Here is a 22,232-nt window from a genome sequence, read left to right as displayed (position 1 = left end):
ACTCGCCGTCGCCAAAACGACCGTCGAGACGCCCCGCCGAGTCAACGGCCAGTCTCAAAAACCGCGTGGACAAACGTCCCTCGGCGATGTCCAATATGAATACGATTCGAGACAACCGGCGCGACCCAGGTCGAGGCGCCGCTTCCAGACAGTGCAGAGGTGGCGATATGTCGGGGGCGGTTTCCGCGTCCCTGTCCGCGCGCGCGCGTGCGGACACGATCCTCGGGATCCAGCGTACGACCGGCACCGCGCAGGCGCGTCTCATGCGGGCAGAGACGTGGCTTCGCTACGCGCTTCCGGCCCTGCTCATCGTCTTCATGCTGACGCTACTGGGCGTCGCGGCCCTGCAGATGCGCGGACGCCACGATCAGGCGATGCGCGTGGCCACCCGCGAGGTCGAAGCGTTCGCGCGCCTCGCAGCCCTGTCGCTGTCGAACGAGGCGGCCGCCGCCGAGACGCGGCTCGAGCGCGTGCTTCCCGTCCACCTCCTGCCGGCGGGCTGCGAAATCCTGGTGATCGGCCCCTCCGGCCGGATTCGCGCTGCCTATCCTCATCCGGCACCGGCCGACACGTTCGCCAGCTATCTCGCGGAAGGAGAACCCATCGCCATCCTCGGCGAGAGTGCCGGGGCCATGACGGTAAACCTCCAGGGCGGCGGACAGGCGGTCGTTGCGGCGCGACGCTTGGCCGATGCGACCGGCCAAGTCGCTGTCGCCCAGCGGTTCGAGCCGATCACCGCCGATTGGTGGCGGATGTTCGGACATCACGCGGTTTCGCTCTCGGCCATCGGCCTCGTGCTGGCGGGAATGGCCACCGCCTACATCCTTCAGACACAGCGGGCGCAGGCCGCCGACGAGGTCTGCGAGTTGGTCAAGCAGCGCCTCGACACGGCGCTCGGGCGCGGACGCTGCGGCCTGTGGGACTGGGACATCGCCCGCGGCACGATCTTCTGGTCCGACTCGATGTATGCCTTGCTCGGCTACACTCCCGAGCAGGACCTGCTCTCCTTCGGCGACGTGAACGCCCTGCTGCACTCCGAGGACGGCGATCTCTACAGCCTCGCCCGCCATCTCGCCGCGAGCCACGCCACGGTCGATCACGAGTTCCGCATCCGCAACGCCTCCGGCGAATGGATCTGGCTGCGCACCCGTGCCGAGATCGTGGAGGATCCGGCCGACGGCAGCCGCCACCTCGTCGGCATCGCCATGGATGTCACCGAGCAGCGCCGTCTCGCCGAGTTCACCGCCACAGCCGACATGCGCCTGCGCGACGCGGTGGAGGCAATTTCCGAGGCCTTCGTGCTGTGGGATGCCGGAAACCGGCTGGTGCTGTGCAATTCGAAGTTCCGCGACCTGCACGCGCTGTCGAGCGAGGATGCGGTGCCGGGCCGCCGCTACGACGAGATCATGGGGCAAGGCGCCCTCCCCCCGGTGCGCCGGGGCATCCCGGGTCCGGAGCGCGGCACCTCGCGCACGTTCGAGGTCGAGCTCACCGATGGACGCTGGCTTCAGGTCAGTGAGCGCCGCACCAAGGATGGTGGCTACGTCTCGGTCGGCACCGACATCACCAGTCTCAAGCGCCATCAGGAGCAGCTCGTCGCCTCCGAGCGCGAGCTGATCGGGACGGTCAAGGATCTGAAGCGCTCCCGGCGCACCCTGGAAACCCAGACGCAGCAACTCGCCGACCTCGCCGAGCGCCACCTCGATCAGAAGGCCCGCGCCGAGATCGCCAACCAAGCCAAGTCCGAGTTCCTGGCCAACATGAGCCACGAGCTGCGCACGCCGCTCAACGCGATCATGGGCTTTGCCGAACTGATGGAGAGCGAGGTCTACGGAGCGCTCGGCTCGCCCCGCTACGCCGATTACTGCCGCGACATCCAGCAGAGCGGCACCTACCTGCTCTCCGTCATCGACGACATCCTGCACATGTCGCGCATCGAGGCCAAGCGGGTGAAGCTCGTGCGCCGCACCATCGACCTCGACACGGCGATCGCCTCGGCGGTGACGCTGGTGGCCAAGGAGGCGGCGGGCAAGTCGGTCTCCATTGATATCGAGCTGGCCGGGACCCTGAGCGTCCTGGCGGATGAGCGGGCGCTTCAGCAGATCCTGCTCAACATCATCCAAAACGCGGTGAAGTTCACGCCCGAGGGCGGCCGGGTCGCGCTGCGCGGACGGTCCTGCAACGGCTTCGCCCATCTGTTCATCGGCGATACCGGCATCGGCATCCCGAAGACGGCGATCTCCAAGCTCGGGCGACCGTTCGAGCAGGTCGAGACCAATCTCACCCGCAGCTACAAGGGCTCCGGCCTCGGCCTCGCTATCGCCCGCTCCACCGCCGAGCTGCATGGCGGCTCGCTGCGCATCCGCTCCGAGGAAGGAGTCGGCACGCTGGTGCTCGTCCGGCTGCCGATGCCGACTCCGGACCGTCTGGCCGAGATCGGCCGGGAAGCCGAGCGGGACGCGGTCACGGCGATCGGCGAACTGGCCGGCGCGACGCGGGCCAGAGCCGACGCGGTCGCGTCACTCTAACGATCGCCCTGATCGCCCGACTGCTTCCGGTCGGTGTTCGCCCGCCCGGCGGGAGCGTCGCGGATCCGGCTACGGTCGATGTGGATACGCCGCGCGCCCCGACCCATCCCTGACCGGGTATCCCGCGCGCCGCCGCCCCCGGCGCGGGCGCCTTGCTCCGCGACCGACCCGAAGCTCGGGTCCCACCGTCGCGGCCCGGACAGGAAAGGCCGCTCTTGCCCGCTTCCTCGTCGCTGTCGCCATTCCGCGCGGTGATGGGTGCCCCTTCCGCCGATAAGGATCCGGCAATCCACGGCCTCACCCGACGAGGACAGGAAGATGGGTAGGACCGGACGGGCCCACGGCCGCATCTCCGAGATGGATCCCGTCCGCCGAAAGCGGGCAGGTGCCCGTCAGGCGGCACACCCGAACATCCGTCCCGGTGGGTCCCCTCCGGCGGCGATCGGTGGGACCATTGGAGGTGACCGGGACGTTCGAGCCATCGTTATTGTCCCGTCGCGCTTCGCACCACAATGACGCGTCGGCCAGGTGCGGCGCGAAGCGGCATCGCGGCGGCGCCCGGGCCGGCGTCGTTCACGTCCCCTCCTGCCAAAGGGAAGCGGCCATGCCTTCGTCCATCATCGAGATCATCGGCGCTCCGATCGAGATCGGCACGAGCGAGCCCGGAGCCGTGATGGGGCCGGCCGCCCTGCGGACTGCGGGTTTGGTGCGGGTGCTGCAGGAGCTCGGGCTCACCGTCCGCGACGGCGGCGACTTGGCCCCCGGCTGCGCGCCGGGCCAACGCGACCTCCCGGCGATCCGCGCCTGGATGACCGAGATCTCGCACGCCGTGGAAAAGGCCCTGGATGGCGCGAGCCTGCCCGTCGTCGCCGGCGGCGACCACAGCCTGTCGCTCGGCTCGATCGACGGGGCCCTGCGTCATTGCGGTCGCACCAGCCGACCGCTCTTCGTGCTGTGGCTCGACGCCCATGCCGACTTCAACACCCTGGAGACGTCGCCCTCCGGCAACGTCCACGGCATGCCCCTCGCGGCCCTGTGCGGCGAGCCCGGCTTCGACAAGCTGTTCGACGGCGGCCCGCGCCCGCGGCTCGATCCGCGCCGCGTCCACCTGTTCGGCCTGCGCTCCATCGATGCCGGGGAGCGGGCCATCGTCACGCAGCGGCAGGTGAACGTCGTCGACATGCGCACCATCGACGAGTTCGGCGTCGTGGCGCCCCTGCGCCGCATCCTCGACCGGGTGGCGGCCGAGAACGGTCACCTGCACGCGAGCTTCGACGTGGACTTCCTCGATCCCACCATCGCGCCCGGTGTCGGCACGACGGTGCCGGGCGGGGCGACGTTTCGCGAGGCGCATCTCATCATGGAGATGCTGTGCGATTCGGGGCTGGTCGGCTCCCTCGACGTGGTGGAGCTGAACCCGTTCCTCGACGAGCGGGGACGCAGCGCCCGGGTGCTCGTCGAACTGGTGGCGAGCCTGTTCGGCCGCCGCATCATCGACCGGCCGACCAACGTGCCGCCGCTGGAGGCGTGAGCGGCGTCAGCCGATCTCCTCGTGCCACGTGCGGCCGTCGCGCTCGATCAGGGCGATCGACGCGGTCGGCCCCCAGCTTCCGGCGGCGTAGGGGCGCGGCGGCTCGGGGCGGTCGGCCCAGGCCTTGAGCAGCGTGTCCGCCCAGGCCCAGGCCACCTCCACCTCGTCGCGGCGCATGAACAGGGTGGCGTTGCCGCGCACCACATCCATCAGCAGCCTCTCGTAGGCGTCGGGATAGCGTTGCTTGAAGGTCTCCTCGAAGGAGATGTCGAGGTTGGTCGGCCGCAGGCGCATGCCGCCGGGCCCCGGATCCTTGGTCATCACTTCGAGCTTCATGCCCTCCTCCGGCTGGAGCCGGATGACGAGGCGGTTCGGCTCGCGCCCGAAGGCGTCGGCGGGGAAGATCGAGAAGGGCGAGGCGCGGAACTGCACCACGATCTCGGACAGCTTCTTCGGCAGCCGCTTGCCGGTGCGGACGTAGAACGGCACGCCGGCCCAGCGTCCGCTGCGGACCTCGAGCTTGAGGGCGACGAAGGTCTCAGTGCGGCTCGCGGCGTCGCTGCCGAGGTCGGCCTGATAGCCCTCGACGGGCCGTCCGCCGACCGCGCCGGCCGCGTACTGCCCGCGCACCGTCACGGCCTGCACGTCGGCCGCGGTGATCGGTTTGAGGGCGCGCAGCACCTTCAGCTTCTCGTCCCGCACGGAATTCGCGTCGAGCGAGATCGGGCTCTCCATCGCCGTGAGGCAGAGGAGCTGGAGGATGTGGTTCTGCACCATGTCGCGCAGGGCGCCCGAGGTGTCATAGTAGCCGCCGCGTCCCTCGACGCCGACCGTCTCGCCGACCGTGATCTGCACGTGGTCGATCACGTCGGCGTTCCAGAGCCGCTCGAAGATCGTGTTGGCGAAGCGCAGGGCGAGCAGGTTCTGCACCGTCTCCTTGCCGAGATAATGGTCGATGCGGAAGATCTGGCTCTCGGGAAACACCGCGCCGACCGCGTCGTTGATGGCGCGGGCCGATTTCAGATCCTTGCCGATCGGCTTCTCGAGAACGACCCGGCTGTTTTCGCCGATCAGCCCGTGACGGTCGAGGTTGCGGCAGATCGAGCCGTAGAGGTCGGGCGAGGTGGCCAGATAGTAGGGCCGGATGCGGTCTGGCCGCTCGTCGAGTAGGGTCTTCAGTTCGTCCCAGCCGTCGTCGCCGAGGGCGTCGACCGCCACGTAGAACAGGTGATCGAGGAAGCCTGCCAGCTTCGCCTCGTCGATCTCGGCCGGCGGCACGAAGCTCTTCAAGGCGTCCCGGGCATGCTCCCGGAATTCCTCCAGCGTCATGTGGCTGCGCGAGGCGCCGATGATGCGGCTCGTCTCGGGGATCTGGGCGTCGCGGTAGCGCTGGTACAGGGCGGGCAGAAGTTTGCGCTGGGTCAGGTCGCCGGTGGCGCCGAACACGACGTAGTCGAAGGGCGAGACGGGGATGATGGTGGCCAAGCGCGGCTCCCATGTTTCGCGCGGGGTTCGAGGCGCAGAAGCGCGCGGGACAGCATCCCTGCAAGTCCGCGCCTCTCACCCGATCGTCTGACGGAGCACCCATCGGCGTCCGGCACGGTGGGTTATCGGTTCGCAGTGACGCCTTGCAAGTGCGCTGCCGAACAAACGATCGTCGCTCACGGGCAACAAGCGGACCGACGCTCAAGACGCCTTCACGGCCGGAGCCAGGGGCGATCGCGTCAGCCGGAGAAGTCGCGGCTCCGGCGCGAGCCGATGGAGCTGTAGTTCGGCGTCGGCTGATCGGAGCTCGCGGCCTTCTTCTCCTCGGCTACCGGCAGCTTGGCGATGCGGTCGATGCGGACACCGGCGTAGTTGCCCCTGCGCCAGGCGAGAGTGACCCGCAGCACGAAGTCCCGGCCCAGGATCCTGAGCATGAACGAGGCCGGGAGGATGTACGCCTCGGGAACGCCGAGCTTCGCTCCGGACTTCGAGATGTCCTTGATGTTGCAAGGTATCTCGGTGCCGTCGAACAAGCGGATCAGTGCGATCCAGTTGGTGGCAGTCCGCTCCTCGCGCCGCGCGATGGGAGAAATATCGACCTCTGCAGAGCCGTCTTCCGACGTCAGCTCCGACGGGAAACCGGCAACAGGTGAAGGAGGGCTCGGCATAGGGGCCACGGCATGAGGCGTCTCGAGACCCACGCTATCGCGAAAGTGTTGATGCAAGATGTGCAGCGCGGTTCGCCCATCCTTTCGCCAAGCGAAAAGCCCACACGACTCCGATCACATCTTTATCAGAGAACGCACTCCCGACAGAATCCTTGTTCTTGATATCGCAGCGGCCGCGAGCACTTACGCGCTCGATATTGCCCACGAGCACGCCGGGACGCGAGATCTGCACGCCGATCGATCCGTCGAAGGGGCTATCTGCGATGCTTGTCGCATTGCAAAACGAGCCGGCTCTTCTTGCGGCGCAACAAAAATAGTTCGTGAAGCAGAGCTCGAACCGGCTTGCAAGCCATGAACAGCTGATTAACGTACTCCCATCGTGACGCGTTCGATGTTTGACCCCTGGCAGGGAGCGGTCCCATGTCCGAGCTCATCCGCGTGAAACCGACCCATGACGGTACCTATACCGTTTATCGCGGGTCACTGGCCCTCGTATCGGGCCTGACGAGGCTGCAGGCCGAACGCTACGAGGCGAGCATCGCCCGTCAGCAGCGCGGGCTCTCACCCCTCGTCGGCGCCTGAGGCGCCCGACCGACGACTTGAGGGCGCGGCTCCGTCGAGGGGTCCGCGCCCTTCGCATGTCGGCGCTATGAGACGAAGCCGGTTTCCGCGCGGATCCAGGCGGCGGTGTCGGAATCGGCATCGGCGACCGGCAGGTGCAGGATGATCGGCGTTTCGTAGGGGTGGCGCCGCTTCAATTCGGCCGCGAGAGCGTCGGCCAAGCCTTCGCGGCTCTTGAGGATGGCGACCACCTCCGTGCCGCGCTCGACCGCGCCCTTCCAGGCGTAGACCGATTGCATTCCCGGGATCACGTTCACGCAGGCCGCGAGACGCGCGCGCACGAGCGCCTCGCCGACCTCCAGCGCGATCGCGGCATCGGGAAAGGTCGTGTAGACGAGGAGCGGGCGCTCCATGCTATGGCTCTCCCTCGGCAGGCCGGTGCCCACTCGGGTGCCCGGCACATGCCCCGAGTGAGACCGGCTCGGCCTCTTCCCGTCAACAGGGCTGACAGCACGGATGCCGCGTCGCTTTTCACGGATCGCCTTCGTGGCGAGCCCCACGGCCGAGGCGCGGGAGGCGGCGGACCTGCTGATGCGCCGCTACGACCATGTTCCGCCTGAGGACGCGGATGTCGTCGTGGCGCTCGGCGGCGACGGCCTGATGCTGCAGGTGCTGCACCGCTTCATGAACGCGCCCAAGCCGATCTACGGCATGAATCGCGGCACCGTCGGTTTCCTGATGAACGAGTTCCGCGAGGACGGGCTGCTCGACCGTCTCGAGGCGACCAAGCGGTCGACGATTCACCCGATGACGATGATCGCCACCGATACGGAGGGACGCAGCCACACGGCGCGGGCGATCAACGAAGTCTACATGCTGCGTCAGACCCACCAGACCGCCAAGCTGCGGGTCTCGGTGGACGACCATGTACGCTTGCCGGAACTCATCGCCGACGGCATCCTCGCTGCCACGCCGGCCGGCTCGACCGCCTATAACCTGTCGGTCGGCGGGCCGATCCTGCCTCTCAACGCGCATCTCCTGGCGCTGACGCCGATCTCAGCCTTCCGGCCCCGGCGCTGGCGCGGTGCGCTGCTGCCGAACTACGCCCGCATCCGCATCGACGTGATCGACGCCGAACACCGCCCCGTCGCGGCGGTGGCCGATCACACCGAGTTCCGCCGGGTCTGCACGGTAGAGACCTGGCTCGATCACGCCACAAACCTCGTGCTGCTGCACGATCCAGGGCACAGCCTGGAGGAGCGCATCCTGCGCGAGCAGTTCGGCTGATCGGGTTCGCCAGCGTTCGGCCGGATGCCCGCGCAGGCTCCGATGCGGTGTCTGCTGCAATCAGGCGGACACCGCCTCAGAAATCGCTGGCGAGCCCCTTCACCTCCCAATCCTCGTAGCGGACCGGCTCCAGACCGCCGCGTCCCAGCCTCTCCGGCCGCTCGGCGATCCTGGCTGCCCGGGCGTCGATGGCCGCGCGGCGCTCGGCCGCCTCCGCCAGCGCCCGCTGCGCCGCCGGGGTCAGGGCGCGCGGCGCCGCGCCCGATGGCTCGACCGCGTCCTGAGCATCCGCCTGCGTCATGCCGATCTCCTTCATCGCTTGCATCCCTTGCCGACAGATGTGACTGCATCGGCTCCGGGGCGAGCCCCCGCCGACCCCTATTCGCTGAGAACGGCCTTTACCACGTGGCACCACCCCACAACCGCCGCACGCCCCCCGCCTTCGACCCGACCGTACCGGGCCTCGCCGCACGCCACGTCGCGCGCGAGGCGGTGGCGACCCTGCTCGGACCCGCTCGCGGCCTCGCACTCGAGGATGCTCTCGCCCAGGCGGGGCGCGGTGCGCGGCTGGAGCCCGGCGAGGCTGCGCTGGCCCGTGCGATCGCCACGGCGAGCTTCCGCCGCCTCGGCTTCATCAAGGCGGCGCTCGCCGCTCGCCTGCGCGACGGCGTTCCGGAGGATCGGCCCCACCTTCTCGCCCTGCTGGTGACCGGCGCGGCGCAGATCCTCGACCTCGCGGTGGCCGATCATGCCGCCGTCGATCTCTCCGTTCGCCTCGCCAAGGCCGATCCACAGCTCCAGCACCTCGCGCCCCTCGTCAACGCCGTGCTTCGTCGAATCGCCCGCGAGCGCGAGGCGATCCGGGCGCAGGAAGGCGATCCGCTCACGCACAACACCCCGGACTGGCTCGCCCATCGATGGCGGACGACCTACGGCGAGGCGGCGGCGCATCGCATCGCCATCGCCCATCTGGAGGGCGCGGCGGTGGATCTCACCGTCCCGCGCGATCTTGAGACGTGGGCCGACCGGCTCGGCGGCCTCCGCCTCGATCTCGGATCGATCCGTCTTGCCGAGGTGCGGGACTCGGTCGCCGAGCTTCCCGGCTACACGGAGGGCGCTTGGTGGGTGCAGGACGCCGCTGCCGCCCTGCCGGTCCGGCTGCTTGCACCCGGCCCGGGCGAGCGCGTCGCCGACCTCTGCGCGGCGCCGGGCGGCAAGACGGCGCAGATCGCGGCGGCGGGCGCGACGGTGACGGCCGTCGACCGCTCGGCCGCGCGGCTGGAACGGCTCGGCCGCAACCTCGAACGTCTCGGCCTCTCCGCCGAGGTGGTGACGGCCGATGCGCTGGAACTGCCGGAAGATGCACCTTTCGACGCGGTACTGCTCGATGCTCCCTGTTCGGCGACCGGCACGATCCGCCGCCATCCCGATGTCGCCTGGACGAAGAGCGAGACCGACGTGATCCGTCTCGCTGGCCTCCAGCGCCGGCTCCTCGACAAGGCCGCGCGTCTGACGCGCCCGGGCGGGCGTCTCGTCTACTGCACCTGTTCTCTGGAGCCCGAAGAGGGCGGCGGCCAGGTCGCTGATTTCCTGAACCGCAACCCGGATTTCGAGCGGATCGCCCTGACCCCCGAGCGATTGGCCGGCCACGCCGAGTTGATCGATGCGTCCGGCGATCTGCGCACCCTGCCGAGCCATCTGGCCGGCGGTACAGGCCGGGCGGGCGGCCTCGACGGCTTCTTCGCGAGCCTGCTGCGACGGCGGGGATGAGCCCGGACCGGTGATCCCGTGATCCGGGGCGCGCGGGCACCGTGGCCGCGCCATGCCCCATCGTCACGCCCTCAGTAGCAAAAGACCTTCAGGCCGACGCCGACGGTGGCGAGCCCCGTCACGAGAGAGAGGCCGCCGGCCATCTCGAGCTGAGCGGTCCAATCGGGGTAGCGCGCCGCTTGGCCGGCCAGCACGACGCCGCAGGACAGGCTCACGAGACTGAGCAGCACAATCATCCATCCCCCCGATCAGCGATCTGCACGGCGCCGCTCCAGCGGTCACCCCAACTTCTCGGCGGGCGTTAATGCGCGCGTCGCGCGGGGCGGCGCATCCCCGCTGTCCCCGCTCTCCCCAGCCTGATCTGGCGGATGCAAGGATAGCCAAGGACAAACTACCTCGAGGCGCCGTCACCGGTCATAACGTGTGTTAGATGAGACCTGTTAACCATTCGTTTAAGTGTGTAAACAAAACCTTAGCAAGCTCACTCAACTTCAGTTAGATATTTCTCACACAACGAACTGTCCTCCCGTTTCGGCGGCCCCATGACTTCCGTGTCCAGCTTCTGGGTGCGCTCTCCCGTCATGCTTGCAGGCGCAGCAAGCTTTCTTCTCGCCGGGACGGGAGCCGCCAGCGCTCACGTCAAATGGTTTTGTGCTTTCGATGTCGCCGGCCAGCCGCGCGGTCTCGAGCAGGTGCTGTGCACCGACTTCGAATGGCTGACCGGCCTCGCCCTCCTCTGCCTGATGTTCGGTTGCCTGACCGAGGGTACGCCGCTCGGCACGGCAATCCTCAACGCGCTCGACCGGGTGACGGCGCTGGCCCGGGTCAACAGCGCCCTGATCGTTCGGGCGGTGATGGGGTTCTTCCTTGTCTCGCTGTGGAACCTCGGCGGGATCATCCTGACACCGGAGCTGAAGACGGACGTCGCCTGGATCCCGTGGCTGCAACTCGCCATGGCCGGCGGCCTTCTCTGGAAGCGCACCCTGCCGTTCACCGCCGCCGGTATCGTGTTCCTGTTCGGTTTCGCGGTCTGGAATTACGGCGTCTTCCATCTCGCCGACTATCCCGTCTTCCTCGGCGTGGCCGCCTTCCTGGCACTGACCGCCTTGGATCGCACCCTGTTCGGCCAACGCCCCATCGACGTAGTCCGCATCGCCGCCGCGATCACGCTGATGTGGGCATCCGTCGAAAAGTGGGCCTACCCCCACTGGACCGATCCGCTCATCGCCGCCAAGCCCGGCATGACGATGGGCGCCTCGCCGGAACTCTTCATGCAGGCCGCCGGCGTCATCGAGTTCACCCTGGCCTTCGCCCTGATCTGGACACCCCTGGTGCGCCGCGCCTCGGCGATCATCCTGACGGCGGTGTTCGTCTCGGCCATCGTCGAATTCGGTAAGATCGACGCCATCGGCCACTCGGGCATCATCGCGGTCCTGATCGCCATCGCGGCCGACAATGCCCGGGTGCCCGCCACCCGCCGGGACGTGGTTCTCGCCCCGGTCTACTATGCCAGCGCCCTGATGCTGTTCCTCGGCGTCTACTACTTCGCCCACAGCGCGCTCTACGGCGCAGGCTACGCGACCGATGCGGGCCTGGGCAGCGTTCCGGTGATCTGACCGGGGCCGGCCTCGCGTTTCGAGCGAAGCTTACGAGGGTGCCCTTCGCGCGAGGGGCACCCTCGAACGGCTTTCCTGCCCGGTGACGCCCGCCGTTCGGCACGGGGCCGCAGCCGACGGGCGCGGCGCGCGAAACACCGGGCGCAAGATCTGCGGAACGCTCCATTCACGTTTCGATAAGTTTACCAAATCCACACATCGATATCTTGGACCGCGCGCAAAGTCGGCACGCCCCTCAAATTGCTGAAAGAAGCAATTCGTTAAATACGCGCTGATGCATTTTTCCTACACCGGCGCCGTTTAACGCGATGGCAAGTCGGCCCGACCGACAGTCATGCCTGTAACGACGCGGCACCGGACGGGATGGCATGAGACATCGTGAGCAGACCGACGCGACGATCCAGGATCGCACGGATGGCGTCCGCCGCCTTCCGGGCTCCCCGGCCCTCGGCGACGATCACGCTCTGCGCGGACTCGACTTCGCCTCGCAGGATTGCCTCGGCCTCTCCACCCACCCGGAGATCGTCGCCGCCGCCGGCGACATCCTGCGCCGGTTCGGCGTGCGCAGCGTCTGCGCCGCGCCCGAGGCCGGCGATCCCGGCCTCGCCGTCGCCCTGGAGCGCCGGATCGCCGACTTCCTCCAGATGGAGGCGGCGCTGCTCTGCCCGACCGGACGCGCCGCCGCCCGGACCGTGATCCGCGGCCTCGTGCGCCCGGCCGACCACGTGGTGATCGATGCGGCCATCCGCGGCGGCCTGCGGGAGGATGCCGAGGAGGCGGCGGACAACATCCAGCCGTTCCGCCACCTCGATGCGGATCATTGCCGCGACCGTCTCCAGGCCATTCGCGCCCAAGACGCGCGAAACGGCATCCTCGTCGTCACGGAGAGCCTGTCTCCGCTCGATTCCGGCACGCCGGACCTCGCCGCTCTGCGGGCCGCGTGCGACGCGCACGGCGCGACGCTCCTCGTCGACGTCGCCCAGGATCTCGGCTGCCTCGGAGAGGACGGGCGCGGCCATCTCGGCTTCCAGGACATGCTGGGCAGGGCCGATCTCGTCACGGGCAGCTTTTCGAGGAGCTTCGCCTCGAACGGTGGTTTCGTGGCCGCGCGCACCCGCGCCGTGACGGCGTGCCTGCGCGTCGGGGAGGCCGCCCTCCAGGCACTCTCGCCGATTCAGATTGCCGTGATCCTCAAGGCCTTCGCCGTCATCGACGCGGCCGAGGGGCGGGAGCGGCGCGCCCGGCTGATGCGCAACGTTCTCAACCTGCGCACGGCCCTGCGCGATCGCGCGATGAGCGTCTGCGGCGAACCCTGCACCTCTGTCTCCGTCGAGATCGGCTTCGGCGAGCGTGCCCGGCGGGTCGCGCACCACTTGTCCGACCTCGGGTTGCTGGCCGATCTCGCCGCGCTGGAAGACACTGGCCGCCTACGTCTGCACGTCACCGCCGGACATTCCGACGCCGAGATCGCGCGGGCCGCATCCTGCGTCGCCGCCGCGCTCGACCTGGCACGAGCCGATACGTCGGCCCCCTCGCGCCGGCCACGCCTGCGCGCCGCCGCCTAGTCGCTGCTCGACCCCAAACTCTCCGAGCGCTGACGCGCGCGGACCGGCCGCCGGCCCCCGGAGCCAATTCTAGAGACGCATTCCGCGAGCATCCGCCTCTCTCTCGACGGCGTCGAGAAGGGCGCGGGAGGCGATGAGCCGGCGGTCGATCATCGGATCGGTCAACCGGTCGATCCACAGCGGCCACGTCGCCCGGGCTTCGAGGGTGCGGCCCTCGAGATCACTGCGGATGACACGCAGATAGGGCAGCGCACCGGGCCCGAGCCGGTCGAGCGCGACGCGCAGGTCGCGGCGGAACTCCTGCGAAATCCGGGCAAGACCGGTATGGGCGGTTTCGTAGGCGCCGATCAGGGCATGGGCGTGCCCGACCGCCTCCTGAGGAAAGGTCGTGCGGAACATGGCGGGTTTCTCGCGAAGCCTCTCGAATCAATGCGCGGAAGCGCGCAGGGTTCTGCCGGCAGCACCGGTAATTCACGGCCGAGCTTGGCTTTTTTCGCCGATCCGGTCTTGTGCAGCGCATTGTTGACAGTTGCCGCACGTGATGCGACTGCGCCGCACCTTAAACAGGGTCTCCCGACGATCCCGGCCAGCGGCAGTCCGTCTCGTGGCTGCCCGCGTGCGGCGTGACGGCGGGCGCGACCCCGATGCGCCGGGGCACTCGTCCCGGTGCCGAGGCGACGGGACGTCATGACGCGAGCCTTCATCTTTCCGGGACAGGGCAGCCAAGCGGTCGGTATGGGCAAGGCGCTGAGCGAGGCGTCCCCGGCCGCGCGACAGGTCTTCGAGGAGGTCGATGCGGCGCTCGGCCAGAACCTGTCGCGGCTGATGTTCGAGGGTCCGTCCGAGGAACTGACCCTGACCGCCAATGCGCAGCCGGCGCTGATGGCGACGAGTCTCGCGGTGCTGCGCACCCTGGAGGCCGAGCGCGGCCTCGATCTCAAGCGTGACGCGGCCTTCGTCGCCGGCCATTCCCTCGGCGAGTACTCGGCCCTCGCCGCCGCCGGCACCTTCTCGATCGCCGACGCCGCCCGTCTGCTGCGCATCCGCGGCGAGGCAATGCAGCGGGCGGTCGCGCCGGGGGTCGGCGCCATGGCCGCCCTGCTCGGGCCCGACCTCGCGACCGCACGCGACATCGCGGAGGAGGCGGCGCAGGGTATGGTCTGCGACGTCGCCAACGACAACGGCGCGGGTCAGGTCGTGCTCTCGGGACACCGGGAGGCGGTCGAGCGGGCGATGGCGCTGGCACAAGGGCGCGGCGTGCGGCGCGCCGTGCTCCTGAACGTCTCCGCTCCGTTCCACTGCGCCCTGATGGCGCCGGCGGCCGAGGCGATGCGCGGCGCCCTCGCCGAGGTGGCGATGAAGGCGCCCGTGGTTCCGGTCTACGCCAACGTCACCGCCGGTCCGCTCACCGAGCCGGACACCATCCGCGACGCGCTGGTGGCTCAGGTCACCGGCACCGTGCGCTGGGCCGAAAGCGTCGCCGCCATGGCCGAGGCCGGCGTCGACCGTTTCCATGAACTCGGTGCCGGCAAGGTGCTGACCGGCCTCGTCAAGCGCATCGCGCCGAGTGCCGCCGCGAGCGCGATCGGCACGCCCGACGACGTCGCCGCCTACGCTTGATCCCTTTCCCGATCAGAAGAGCCGACACCATGTTCGACCTCACCGGCCGCAAGGCCCTCGTCACCGGCGCGACCGGCGGCCTCGGCGGAGCGATTGCCCGGGCGCTCCATGCTCAGGGTGCGCATGTCGCGCTGTCCGGCACCCGCCGTGCGGTTCTCGACGAGTTGGCGGCGGAACTGGGCGGCGAACGCGTCGCCGTGGTCGAGGCCAACCTCGCGGACAAGGACGCGGTCGAGGCTCTGCTGCCGGCCGCCGAATCGGCGCTCGGCGGGCTCGACATCCTGATCAACAATGCCGGCATCACCCGCGACAACCTCTTCATGCGGATGAAGGACGAGGAGTGGGAGGCGGTTCTCAACGTCAACCTCACCGCCGCCTTCCGCCTGTCGCGCGCCGCGCTGAGAGGCATGATGAAGCGCCGCTACGGACGCATCATCGGCATCGGTTCAGTCGTCGGCGCCACCGGCAATCCGGGACAGGGCAACTACGCCGCCGCCAAGGCGGGCCTCGTCGGCATGACCAAGGCACTGGCGGCCGAGGTCGCCACGCGCGGGATCACGGTGAACTGTATCGCGCCGGGCTTTATCGCGTCGGCGATGACCGACGCGTTGAACGAGAAGCAGCGCGAGACGATTCTCACCCGCGTCCCCGCGGGCCGGCTCGGCACCGGCGCCGAGATCGGGGCGGCGGCGGTCTATCTGGCCTCGGAAGAAGCGGGTTACGTGACCGGACAGACGCTGCACGTCAATGGCGGCATGGCGATGTACTGAGAATGTCCACAAAGGGCTGTTCCAACCGGAAAACCACGGCGATGAACGCTTTCTGAACCTCCCCTCGCCAGAGCGGAAACCCTGTGTTAACACCCGGCTCAGCCGTGCAGGGGAGTTGACGGTTCAGCGGGTTGCGGCTTTTCCAAACCACGCGCGATCGAACACCGGCCGTCCAGAAAAATCCCCGGAGCGGGAAGGCGGCCACGGCGCTTTCGTCAGAAGCACACACCATCACGATCGAGAAGACGAGGACCAACAACGATGAGCGATATCGCCGAGCGCGTGAAGAAGATCGTCGTCGAGCACCTGGGCGTCGAGCCTGAGAAGGTCACCGAGGCCTCCAACTTCATCGACGATCTCGGCGCCGACAGCCTCGACACCGTCGAGCTGGTGATGGCGTTCGAGGAGGAGTTCAACGTCGAGATCCCGGACGACGCGGCCGAGACCATCCAGACGGTCGGCGACGCGATCAAGTTCCTGGAGAAGAACTCCGCCTGAGGCGGTGTCCTCGCGCGGGCGGGGTCGATGAGACCCCGCGCGCCACTATTGCGTTGAACCAAAGGTCCTTCGGGACGGAAGAGTCCTTCTTAGGACAGCGGATCATTGGGATCGGACAATGCGTCGGGTGGTGATCACAGGGCTGGGGATGGTGTCGCCGCTGGGTGGCAACGTCGAGCATACCTGGAGCCGCCTCATCGCCGGTGACAGCGGCGCCTCCGCGGTCACCGCCTTCCAGACCGATGATCTTGCCTGCCGGATCGCCTGCACGTTGCCCTTCGGCGACGGCTCCAACGGCACCTTCAACCCCGACCAGTGGATGGAGGTGAAGGAGCAGCGCAAGGTCGATCCCTTCATCGTCTACGCCATGGCCGCCGCCGGCCAGGCGCTCGACGACGCCGACTGGCACCCGAAATCCGATGCGGATCAGGAGGCCACCGGCGTCCTGATCGGTTCGGGCATCGGCGGCATCGGCACGATCTACGACGCCTCCGTCACCCTCCACGAGAAGGGGCCGCGGCGCATCTCGCCCTTCTTCATTCCCGGCCGCATCATCAATCTCGCGTCGGGGCAGGTTTCGATCCAGCACGGATTGAAGGGCCCGAATCACGCGGTCGTCACCGCCTGCTCCACCGGTGCGCACGCCATCGGCGATGCCTCGCGTCTGATCGCGCTGGGCGACGCGGACGTGATGGTGGCCGGCGGCACCGAGGCGCCGGTCAACCGGCTGTCGCTGGCGGGCTTCGCCGCCTGCCGCGCGCTCTCCACCGGCTTCAACGACCAGCCGACCAAGGCTTCCCGACCCTACGACCGGGACCGCGACGGCTTCGTCATGGGCGAGGGTGCCGGCATCGTCGTGCTGGAGGAGTACGAGCACGCCAAGGCGCGGGGCGCGAAGATCTATGCCGAGGTGATCGGCTACGGCCTGTCGGGCGATGCCTACCACATCACCTCGCCCGCTCCGGACGGCGACGGCGGCTACCGCTGCATGAAGGCCGCGGTGAAGCGGGCCGGCATCGATCCTGCCGAGATCGACTACATCAACGCCCACGGCACCTCGACGCCGCTGGGCGACGAGCTGGAACTGAAGGCGGTGGAGCGCCTGCTCGGTGACGCCGCCTCCAAGGCGTCGATGTCCTCCACCAAGTCGGCGATCGGCCACCTGCTCGGCGCCGCCGGCGCGGTGGAGGCGATCTTCTCCGTGCTGGCGATCCGCGACGGGGTGATGCCGCCGACGCTGAACCTCGACAACCCTTCGGTCGAGACCGCCATCGACCTCGTGCCCCACGAGGCCAAGCGCAAGCGCGTCGATACGGTGCTCTCGAACTCCTTCGGCTTCGGCGGTACCAACGCCTCGCTGCTGATGCGCCGGGTCGCCTGACGGCCTTCAAAGCGCGGGCGTCATGTGGCGAACCCGCCGCAGTCAACGCCATTTCGCCACAAAACGGCTTACACTGCCTCGCAAAACGCCCGGTCCACGGCCGGGCGGAGACTTTGTGAGAAACGCTCAAGGTTCCGCCCGTCGAACGCTCGGCTCCCACCCGGCGAACGGGAAAGGGTTATCTGAGCGGGGCGCCGCGATGGGCCACAGCAGGATTCCGGATGTTTCGCAGACGACAAGATCCGCCGTCTCCGCCGCCCGCTTCCGAGGAGCCGTCGCTGCCGAACCGGCCGTCGCCGCGCAGCCCGAGTGAGGCGATCAAACCCACGGTCGCCCCTCCCCCACCCGAGAAGCCCGAGCGCCGCCGCGGCGGGCTGCTCGCCACGATCAGCGGGTTCCTGACCCTCGGCGTCGTGCTGGCGCTCGGCGTCCTGGTCGGACTCACCCTGCTCAACCGCCAGGCCTCCGAGCCGGGGCCGCTCCCCGCCGACAAGGTCGTGGTGATTCCCAGTCGCAGCGGCACCTCCGAGATCGCCAGCATCCTCGCCCGCGAGGGTGTGATCGAGCATCCGAGCCTGTTCGAGATGTCCGCCCGCTTCGGCGGCAAGGGCCCGCTCAAGCATGGCGAGTACATGTTCAAGGCCCATGCCAGCGTGAAGGACACGATCGAGACGCTGACCAACGGGCGTCAGGTCCAGCACGCCATCACCTTCCCCGAGGGCCTGACCTCCGAGCAGATCGTCGCCCGCCTCAACGACAACGACGTGCTGTCCGGCGAGGTCGCCGAGACACCGCCCGAGGGTTCGCTTCTGCCCGACACCTACAAGTTCGAGCGCGGCGCCACGCGCCAGCAGATCCTCAACCTGATGCGCGCCAAGCAGCGCGAGGTGCTGAACCAGATCTGGCAGCGCCGCAGCGCCGAGGTCCCGGTGAAGACGCCGGCCGAGATGGTGACGCTGGCCTCTATCGTCGAGAAGGAGACCGGCCGCGCCGACGAGCGGCCGCGGGTGGCGGGCGTCTTCGTCAATCGCCTGCAGAAGCGGATGAAGCTGCAATCCGATCCGACCATCGTTTACGGGCTCGTCGGCGGGCGCGGCACCCTCGGGCGCGGCATCCTGCGCTCCGAGATCGAGCGGCCGACTCCCTACAACACCTACGTGATCGAGGGGCTGCCCCCCGGGCCGATCGCCAATCCGGGCCGAGCGGCGCTGGAGGCGGTCGCCAACCCGTCGCGCACCAAGGACCTCTACTTCGTGGCCGACGGCACCGGCGGCCACGCCTTCGCCGATTCGCTGGAAGGCCACCAGCGCAACGTGACCCGCTGGCGTCAGGTGGAGCGCGCCCGCCAGCAATCGCAACAGGCCGATCCGGCCGCCGTCGACAAGGTCGATCCGAACACCGCCGAGCCCAATTCCGGTCAGCCCGGCGCCACCCCTGGCCGCGCCTCGGCCTACGCGCCGGGTTCGAACGCGACGCTGGACGGCGCAGCCGCCGACGGCACCGGTGGAGCGCGCCCGAAGGCCTTCGACGCCTCCGAGGGTACCCGCCTCGATCCCCTGCGCAACAAGACCTACGATCTCGGCTCGCCGAAGACGGTCCCGGCCCTGCGCAATCCGTGACCCGATCCCGCCACGGCCGATCCGGCGCTTAGCGGCAGAGGCCTCCCCGGAACGGCGGGCTCAGCCCGGCGGCGCCGGTGCGGCTCGCATGCGCAGAACGCCGCTCGGCAGGGCGCTCATATCGAGTTGATCGAGCGACGTGAGGACGAGGTCGGCCCCGGCCTCCCGCAGTCTGGCCTCGTCGCCGAGCCGGGCGATACCGAGACCGGCCATGCCACCGGTCTTGGCCGCCCCGATTCCGGCCGGGGCGTTCTCGACCACGAGGCAACGCGCCGGAGGCGTCGCCACGGACGTGGCAGCGAGCAGGAACTGGGCAGGATCGGGCTTGCCGCGCGGTACGTCGCGCCCGCTCACATCCGCATCGAACAGAGACCGCAGCGTGCAGCCGTCGGGCAGGGTCCCCGGGCCAGCATCGCGTCGGCGTTCTTCGAGGACGAGGCGAGCGCCGTGCGCAAGTCCGCCTTCCTCAGCGCCAGCGCGAGACGGATCGCGTCGGGAAACGCTTGGAAGCGGTCTTCGGAGATGAGTCGGTCGATCACCGCCTGCTTCTTCTGCGCAAAGTCGGCGGCAAGGGCCGCCGCCCCGACCCCGCCGAGACGCTCGAGCGTCGCCCGTGCACCCTCCATCCTCCGCTTGCCCGCGACATGAGCCTGATGGAAGGCCGTCGTGAAATCGGCCGGATCGGCAAACTCGGCGAGCGCCTTGCGCCAGGCCTGCTCGTGGGGTTGGGTCGACCAGCACGCCGTCGACGTCGAAGATCACCGCCTGCAGCGGCCCCAGCACGGTCTCAGGGCTCCGCGTCATGGCCGTCCGCGATCGGCGGGCGGATCGCCCGCGTCGCCGAAGGCTCGGCCGACGACAGGCGAACGCATTGTCCGGCATGCCAGAGGGTCAGGTCCTCGCCCTCGAGCAATCGATAGGTCGCGGCGGCATGGTCGAGCTCGACCCGGAGCGTCCGTTCGCGGATGCGGAGCGTGAAGCTCATCCGGTTCCAGTCCTCGGGCAGGCAGGGTTGGAAGGAGATCCGGCCGCGCGCGTCGCGCAAACCCGCGAAGCCGTAGACGAGGGCGAGCCACGTGCCGCCGATGGCCGCGATGTGGGCGCCGTGCATCATGTTCCCGCCGATATCGGAGAGGTCCATCGCGAGGGCGAAGTAGAAGTAATGGATCGCCTTCTCGCGCAGTCCGATCTCGTTCGCGACGATGCTCTGGATGCAGACGGACAGCGACGAGTCGTGGGTCGTCAGAGGATCGTAGTATTCGAAATTCCGGCGCTTGGCCTCATGCGTGAACTGCTCGCTCAGCAGGAACATCGCCAGCACGGTGTCGGCCTGCTTGATCACCTGCGATCGGTAGAGGTTCAGCGGGTGATAGTGCAGCAGAAGCGGGTAGTGATCCTCCGGGGTGTTGGCAAAGTCCCATCGCTCCAGATCGAGGAAGGCATCGTCCTGCGGATGCACCTTCAGCCGCTCGTCGTACGGGAGGTACATCCGCTCCGCCGCCTGATCCCAGGCCCCCGGCTCATCCGGATCGAGGCCGGTGCGGCGGACAAGGCTCGCGAAGCTGTCGGGGTCGTCGCGCTCCAGCATTCGCACGATCTCGGCGGCGTAGCGCATGTTCTCCCGCGCCATCAGGTTCGTGTAGCAGTTGTTGTTGACGATCGCCGTATACTCGTCCGGTCCGGTCACACCGTGGATGCAGAAACGGCCGTCCATGCGGTCCGAGAAGAAACCGAGGTCGCACCAGAGGCGGGCGGTCTCGACCAGGATCTCGGCGCCGTAGCGGCGCAGGAAATCCACGTCACCGCTGATTTCGACGTATTGGCGCAAGGCAAACGCGATGTCGGCGTTGATGTGATATTGGGCGGTTCCCGCCGCGTAATAGGCGGACGCCTCCCGCCCGTTGATCGTGCGCCAGGGGAACATCGCGCCGCGATGCCGGAGTTCGCGGGCCCGGTCGCGGGCGCTGTCGAGCATGTCGTAGCGGACCTTGAGCAGGCTGCGGGCGATCGGCGGGTTGGTATAGATCAGGAACGGCAGGACGTAGATCTCGGTGTCCCAGAAGTAGTGCCCTTCGTAGGTCCGGCCGGTCAGGCCCCGGGCGGGGATGCCGTGCCCCTCCGACCGCTCGGAGGCCTGCATCAACTGGAACAGATTCCAGCGGATCGCCTGCTGCAGTCTCACGTTACTGGCGTCACCGGCATCCACCTGCACGTCGGCGCGCTGCCAGAACCGCTCGACCTCCGCGTGCTGGCGCGCGAGGATCGATGAGAAGCCGGCCTCCACTGCACGGTCGAGCGTCCACGCCACCTGGGAGCGGATCGGATCGGGCGCCGTATCGGCGGAGTAGTGGTAGCTCAGGTATTTGTGGATGCGGATCGTCTGACCGGGCGCCAGGGTACCCCGGAAGACGATGCGGGCATGGTCGTCGTCGCAGGTCGCCCGCGTACTGAGCGTCGTGTCGGCCGTGACCACGTGATCCATGCCGCAGGCGAGCGCCAGCCCGGAACTCGCGGTGCGATAGCTGAGGATCGCGCGCATCGCCTCGGCGTGAAATCCGGTGGGATGCAGCACGCGGCCGACGAAGCCTTCCGCGAGGCGCGGGTCGCTCGTGTCGGTGGCAAGCGGCTGGTCGTTCCGAAGTTCGGAGACGATCACCACCTCCGCCTCGGCGTTCTCCGCCGTGAGCTCGTATTCGAGGGCGGCGAGATGGCGGTGAGCGAGGGAGACGAGCCGGAGCGTCCGCAGGCGCAGGCGCTTGCCCGCCGGAGTCATCCAGGCCACGTCTCGGTTCAGGGTTCCGGTTCGAAAGTCCAGGCTGCGCCGATAGGACAGGATCTCGGCTCCTGGCAGGGTGAAGGGCTCGTCATCGACGGACAGCGACATGACCGTCCCGTCGGGACAGTTCAGGATGCTCTGTCCGATGGTGGGAAAGCCGTAGGCGCGCTCGCCGTAGGAGATGGGGCGATGCTCGTAGAAGCCGTTGAGATAGGTGCCCGGCTCCCGGACCGGCATCCCTTCGTCGACGATCCCACGGATGCCGAGATACCCGTTCGACAGGGCGAACATGGTCTCGGCCTGCCCGGTGAAGTCCTGCACGAGTTCCCGCACATAGCGGACGGCTTCGATGGCCCACGGGTTCGGGGGGAAGATATCCGTCGGCGGATTCAGGCGCGGGCGCAGCATCAATCATCCCTTCGTTCGGGCTCAGGGGATGCGGGCTCGACGGCGACGAAGGATGGCATCCCGTCACGGTTCGGCGGCGGCCGGAGCCTTCCAGTCGCCTGACGGGATCGGCCGGCATGCCCATGACGGCGCTGGAGCAGCACCGGCGC

19 protein-coding genes and 1 pseudogene are annotated in these 22,232 nt (G+C 68.6%); 12 read left to right on the top strand and 8 right to left on the bottom strand.

Annotation, left to right across the window (positions count from 1 at the left end; genetic code table 11):
- The first annotated feature begins 167 nt into the window (after positions 1-167).
- Entirely contained in the window at positions 168-2,528 is a 2,361-nt protein-coding gene (locus HNR01_RS00215; protein WP_183665928.1) for a PAS domain-containing sensor histidine kinase, read from the top strand.
- A 604-nt stretch (positions 2,529-3,132) separates the two neighbouring features.
- A complete protein-coding gene (gene rocF, locus HNR01_RS00210) occupies positions 3,133-4,059 on the top strand; it encodes an arginase (protein WP_183665926.1) in 927 nt (308 codons plus the stop codon).
- A 6-nt stretch (positions 4,060-4,065) separates the two neighbouring features.
- Here rocF and zwf read toward each other — a convergent pair whose 3' ends face one another.
- Complete coding sequence (gene zwf / locus HNR01_RS00205; protein WP_017482631.1) at positions 4,066-5,544, bottom strand: glucose-6-phosphate dehydrogenase; 1,479 nt, start codon at positions 5,542-5,544, stop codon at positions 4,066-4,068.
- A 239-nt stretch (positions 5,545-5,783) separates the two neighbouring features.
- Entirely contained in the window at positions 5,784-6,212 is a 429-nt protein-coding gene (locus tag HNR01_RS00200; RefSeq protein WP_183665924.1) for a PilZ domain-containing protein, read from the bottom strand.
- Between the two features lie 420 nt (positions 6,213-6,632).
- Between HNR01_RS00200 and HNR01_RS00195 the strand changes: the two genes are divergently transcribed.
- Complete coding sequence (locus tag HNR01_RS00195; RefSeq protein ID WP_017482629.1) at positions 6,633-6,794, top strand: hypothetical protein; 162 nt, start codon at positions 6,633-6,635, stop codon at positions 6,792-6,794.
- Positions 6,795-6,859: 65 nt separating this feature from the next.
- On the opposite strand, the gene cutA is transcribed toward HNR01_RS00195, so the two are convergent.
- Positions 6,860-7,186 (bottom strand): divalent-cation tolerance protein CutA, encoded by a 327-nt coding sequence (gene cutA, locus HNR01_RS00190; protein WP_017482628.1) that lies wholly within the window; start codon positions 7,184-7,186, stop codon positions 6,860-6,862.
- A gap of 103 nt (positions 7,187-7,289) precedes the next feature.
- On the opposite strand from cutA, the gene HNR01_RS00185 reads away from it, so the two are divergent.
- Positions 7,290-8,060, top strand: coding sequence for an NAD kinase (locus HNR01_RS00185; protein ID WP_183665922.1), 771 nt, complete (start codon positions 7,290-7,292; stop codon positions 8,058-8,060).
- Positions 8,061-8,136: 76 nt separating this feature from the next.
- Here the strand turns inward: HNR01_RS00185 and HNR01_RS00180 are convergent, their stop codons facing one another.
- Positions 8,137-8,376 (bottom strand): DUF1674 domain-containing protein, encoded by a 240-nt coding sequence (locus HNR01_RS00180; protein ID WP_026105248.1) that lies wholly within the window; start codon positions 8,374-8,376, stop codon positions 8,137-8,139.
- Positions 8,377-8,465: 89 nt separating this feature from the next.
- Between HNR01_RS00180 and HNR01_RS00175 the strand changes: the two genes are divergently transcribed.
- On the top strand, positions 8,466-9,830 hold the full coding sequence (locus HNR01_RS00175) for an RsmB/NOP family class I SAM-dependent RNA methyltransferase (RefSeq protein WP_183665920.1): 1,365 nt from the start codon (positions 8,466-8,468) through the stop codon (positions 9,828-9,830).
- 71 nt (positions 9,831-9,901) lie between these two features.
- On the opposite strand, the gene HNR01_RS00170 is transcribed toward HNR01_RS00175, so the two are convergent.
- Complete coding sequence (locus tag HNR01_RS00170) at positions 9,902-10,060, bottom strand: hypothetical protein (protein ID WP_183666423.1); 159 nt, start codon at positions 10,058-10,060, stop codon at positions 9,902-9,904.
- 312 nt (positions 10,061-10,372) lie between these two features.
- On the opposite strand from HNR01_RS00170, the gene HNR01_RS00165 reads away from it, so the two are divergent.
- Positions 10,373-11,446 carry a hypothetical protein gene (locus HNR01_RS00165; protein WP_183665918.1) on the top strand — a complete coding sequence of 358 codons (1,074 nt, stop codon included), beginning with the start codon at positions 10,373-10,375 and terminating at the stop codon, positions 11,444-11,446.
- Positions 11,447-11,814: 368 nt separating this feature from the next.
- Positions 11,815-13,011: an aminotransferase class I/II-fold pyridoxal phosphate-dependent enzyme gene (locus tag HNR01_RS00160; RefSeq protein ID WP_183665916.1), complete on the top strand. Its 1,197-nt coding sequence runs from the start codon at positions 11,815-11,817 to the stop codon at positions 13,009-13,011.
- A 69-nt stretch (positions 13,012-13,080) separates the two neighbouring features.
- On the opposite strand, the gene HNR01_RS00155 is transcribed toward HNR01_RS00160, so the two are convergent.
- Positions 13,081-13,410, bottom strand: coding sequence for a hypothetical protein (locus tag HNR01_RS00155; protein WP_017482621.1), 330 nt, complete (start codon positions 13,408-13,410; stop codon positions 13,081-13,083).
- Between the two features lie 288 nt (positions 13,411-13,698).
- Between HNR01_RS00155 and fabD the strand changes: the two genes are divergently transcribed.
- The 5 genes from fabD (at position 13,699) to mltG (ending at position 18,899) form a co-directional block, all read left to right on the top strand.
- The gene (gene fabD, locus HNR01_RS00150; RefSeq protein ID WP_017482620.1) at positions 13,699-14,631 is read left to right on the top strand and encodes an ACP S-malonyltransferase; all 933 of its coding nucleotides are present in this window, start codon (positions 13,699-13,701) and stop codon (positions 14,629-14,631) included.
- Between the two features lie 29 nt (positions 14,632-14,660).
- A complete protein-coding gene (gene fabG / locus HNR01_RS00145; protein ID WP_017482619.1) occupies positions 14,661-15,401 on the top strand; it encodes a 3-oxoacyl-[acyl-carrier-protein] reductase in 741 nt (246 codons plus the stop codon).
- A 261-nt stretch (positions 15,402-15,662) separates the two neighbouring features.
- Positions 15,663-15,899 (top strand): acyl carrier protein, encoded by a 237-nt coding sequence (locus HNR01_RS00140; RefSeq protein WP_003599981.1) that lies wholly within the window; start codon positions 15,663-15,665, stop codon positions 15,897-15,899.
- Between the two features lie 118 nt (positions 15,900-16,017).
- On the top strand, positions 16,018-17,280 hold the full coding sequence (gene fabF, locus HNR01_RS00135; RefSeq protein WP_183665914.1) for a beta-ketoacyl-ACP synthase II: 1,263 nt from the start codon (positions 16,018-16,020) through the stop codon (positions 17,278-17,280).
- Positions 17,281-17,501: 221 nt separating this feature from the next.
- Complete coding sequence (mltG, locus tag HNR01_RS00130; protein WP_153876289.1) at positions 17,502-18,899, top strand: endolytic transglycosylase MltG; 1,398 nt, start codon at positions 17,502-17,504, stop codon at positions 18,897-18,899.
- A gap of 60 nt (positions 18,900-18,959) precedes the next feature.
- Here mltG and HNR01_RS00125 read toward each other — a convergent pair.
- Positions 18,960-19,703 (bottom strand): annotated as a pseudogene (locus HNR01_RS00125) (HAD family hydrolase).
- Positions 19,687-22,083 (bottom strand): glycoside hydrolase family 65 protein, encoded by a 2,397-nt coding sequence (locus HNR01_RS00120; RefSeq protein WP_183665912.1) that lies wholly within the window; start codon positions 22,081-22,083, stop codon positions 19,687-19,689. The pseudogene HNR01_RS00125 and the gene HNR01_RS00120 overlap by 17 nt, the downstream one beginning before the upstream one ends.
- Between the last annotated feature and the right edge of the window lie 149 nt (positions 22,084-22,232).

The sequence above is a fragment of the Methylorubrum rhodesianum genome (genome assembly GCF_014199985.1).
Lineage (GTDB): Bacteria > Pseudomonadota > Alphaproteobacteria > Rhizobiales > Beijerinckiaceae > Methylobacterium > Methylobacterium rhodesianum.
Note: the sequence above shows the minus strand (reverse complement) of the source record. Positions and strands in the feature narration are given on the sequence as shown.

Bases quoted from the DNA above. Each gene is read 5' to 3' on its own strand.
- rocF (WP_183665926.1), top strand. From the start codon at position 3,133: ATGCCTTCGTCCATCATCGAGATCATCGGCGCTCCGATCGAGATCGGC.
- HNR01_RS00165 (WP_183665918.1), top strand. From the start codon at position 10,373: ATGACTTCCGTGTCCAGCTTCTGGGTGCGCTCTCCCGTCATGCTTGCA.
- HNR01_RS00195 (WP_017482629.1), top strand. From the start codon at position 6,633: ATGTCCGAGCTCATCCGCGTGAAACCGACCCATGACGGTACCTATACC.
- HNR01_RS00180 (WP_026105248.1), bottom strand. From the start codon at position 8,376: ATGAAGGAGATCGGCATGACGCAGGCGGATGCTCAGGACGCGGTCGAG.
- mltG (WP_153876289.1), top strand. From the start codon at position 17,502: ATGTTTCGCAGACGACAAGATCCGCCGTCTCCGCCGCCCGCTTCCGAG.
- fabD (WP_017482620.1), top strand. From the start codon at position 13,699: ATGACGCGAGCCTTCATCTTTCCGGGACAGGGCAGCCAAGCGGTCGGT.
- HNR01_RS00160 (WP_183665916.1), top strand. From the start codon at position 11,815: ATGAGACATCGTGAGCAGACCGACGCGACGATCCAGGATCGCACGGAT.
- HNR01_RS00155 (WP_017482621.1), bottom strand. From the start codon at position 13,410: ATGTTCCGCACGACCTTTCCTCAGGAGGCGGTCGGGCACGCCCATGCC.
- fabG (WP_017482619.1), top strand. From the start codon at position 14,661: ATGTTCGACCTCACCGGCCGCAAGGCCCTCGTCACCGGCGCGACCGGC.
- cutA (WP_017482628.1), bottom strand. From the start codon at position 7,186: ATGGAGCGCCCGCTCCTCGTCTACACGACCTTTCCCGATGCCGCGATC.
- HNR01_RS00120 (WP_183665912.1), bottom strand. From the start codon at position 22,083: ATGCTGCGCCCGCGCCTGAATCCGCCGACGGATATCTTCCCCCCGAAC.
- HNR01_RS00140 (WP_003599981.1), top strand. From the start codon at position 15,663: ATGAGCGATATCGCCGAGCGCGTGAAGAAGATCGTCGTCGAGCACCTG.
- fabF (WP_183665914.1), top strand. From the start codon at position 16,018: ATGCGTCGGGTGGTGATCACAGGGCTGGGGATGGTGTCGCCGCTGGGT.
- HNR01_RS00185 (WP_183665922.1), top strand. From the start codon at position 7,290: ATGCCGCGTCGCTTTTCACGGATCGCCTTCGTGGCGAGCCCCACGGCC.
- HNR01_RS00200 (WP_183665924.1), bottom strand. From the start codon at position 6,212: ATGCCGAGCCCTCCTTCACCTGTTGCCGGTTTCCCGTCGGAGCTGACG.
- HNR01_RS00215 (WP_183665928.1), top strand. From the start codon at position 168: ATGTCGGGGGCGGTTTCCGCGTCCCTGTCCGCGCGCGCGCGTGCGGAC.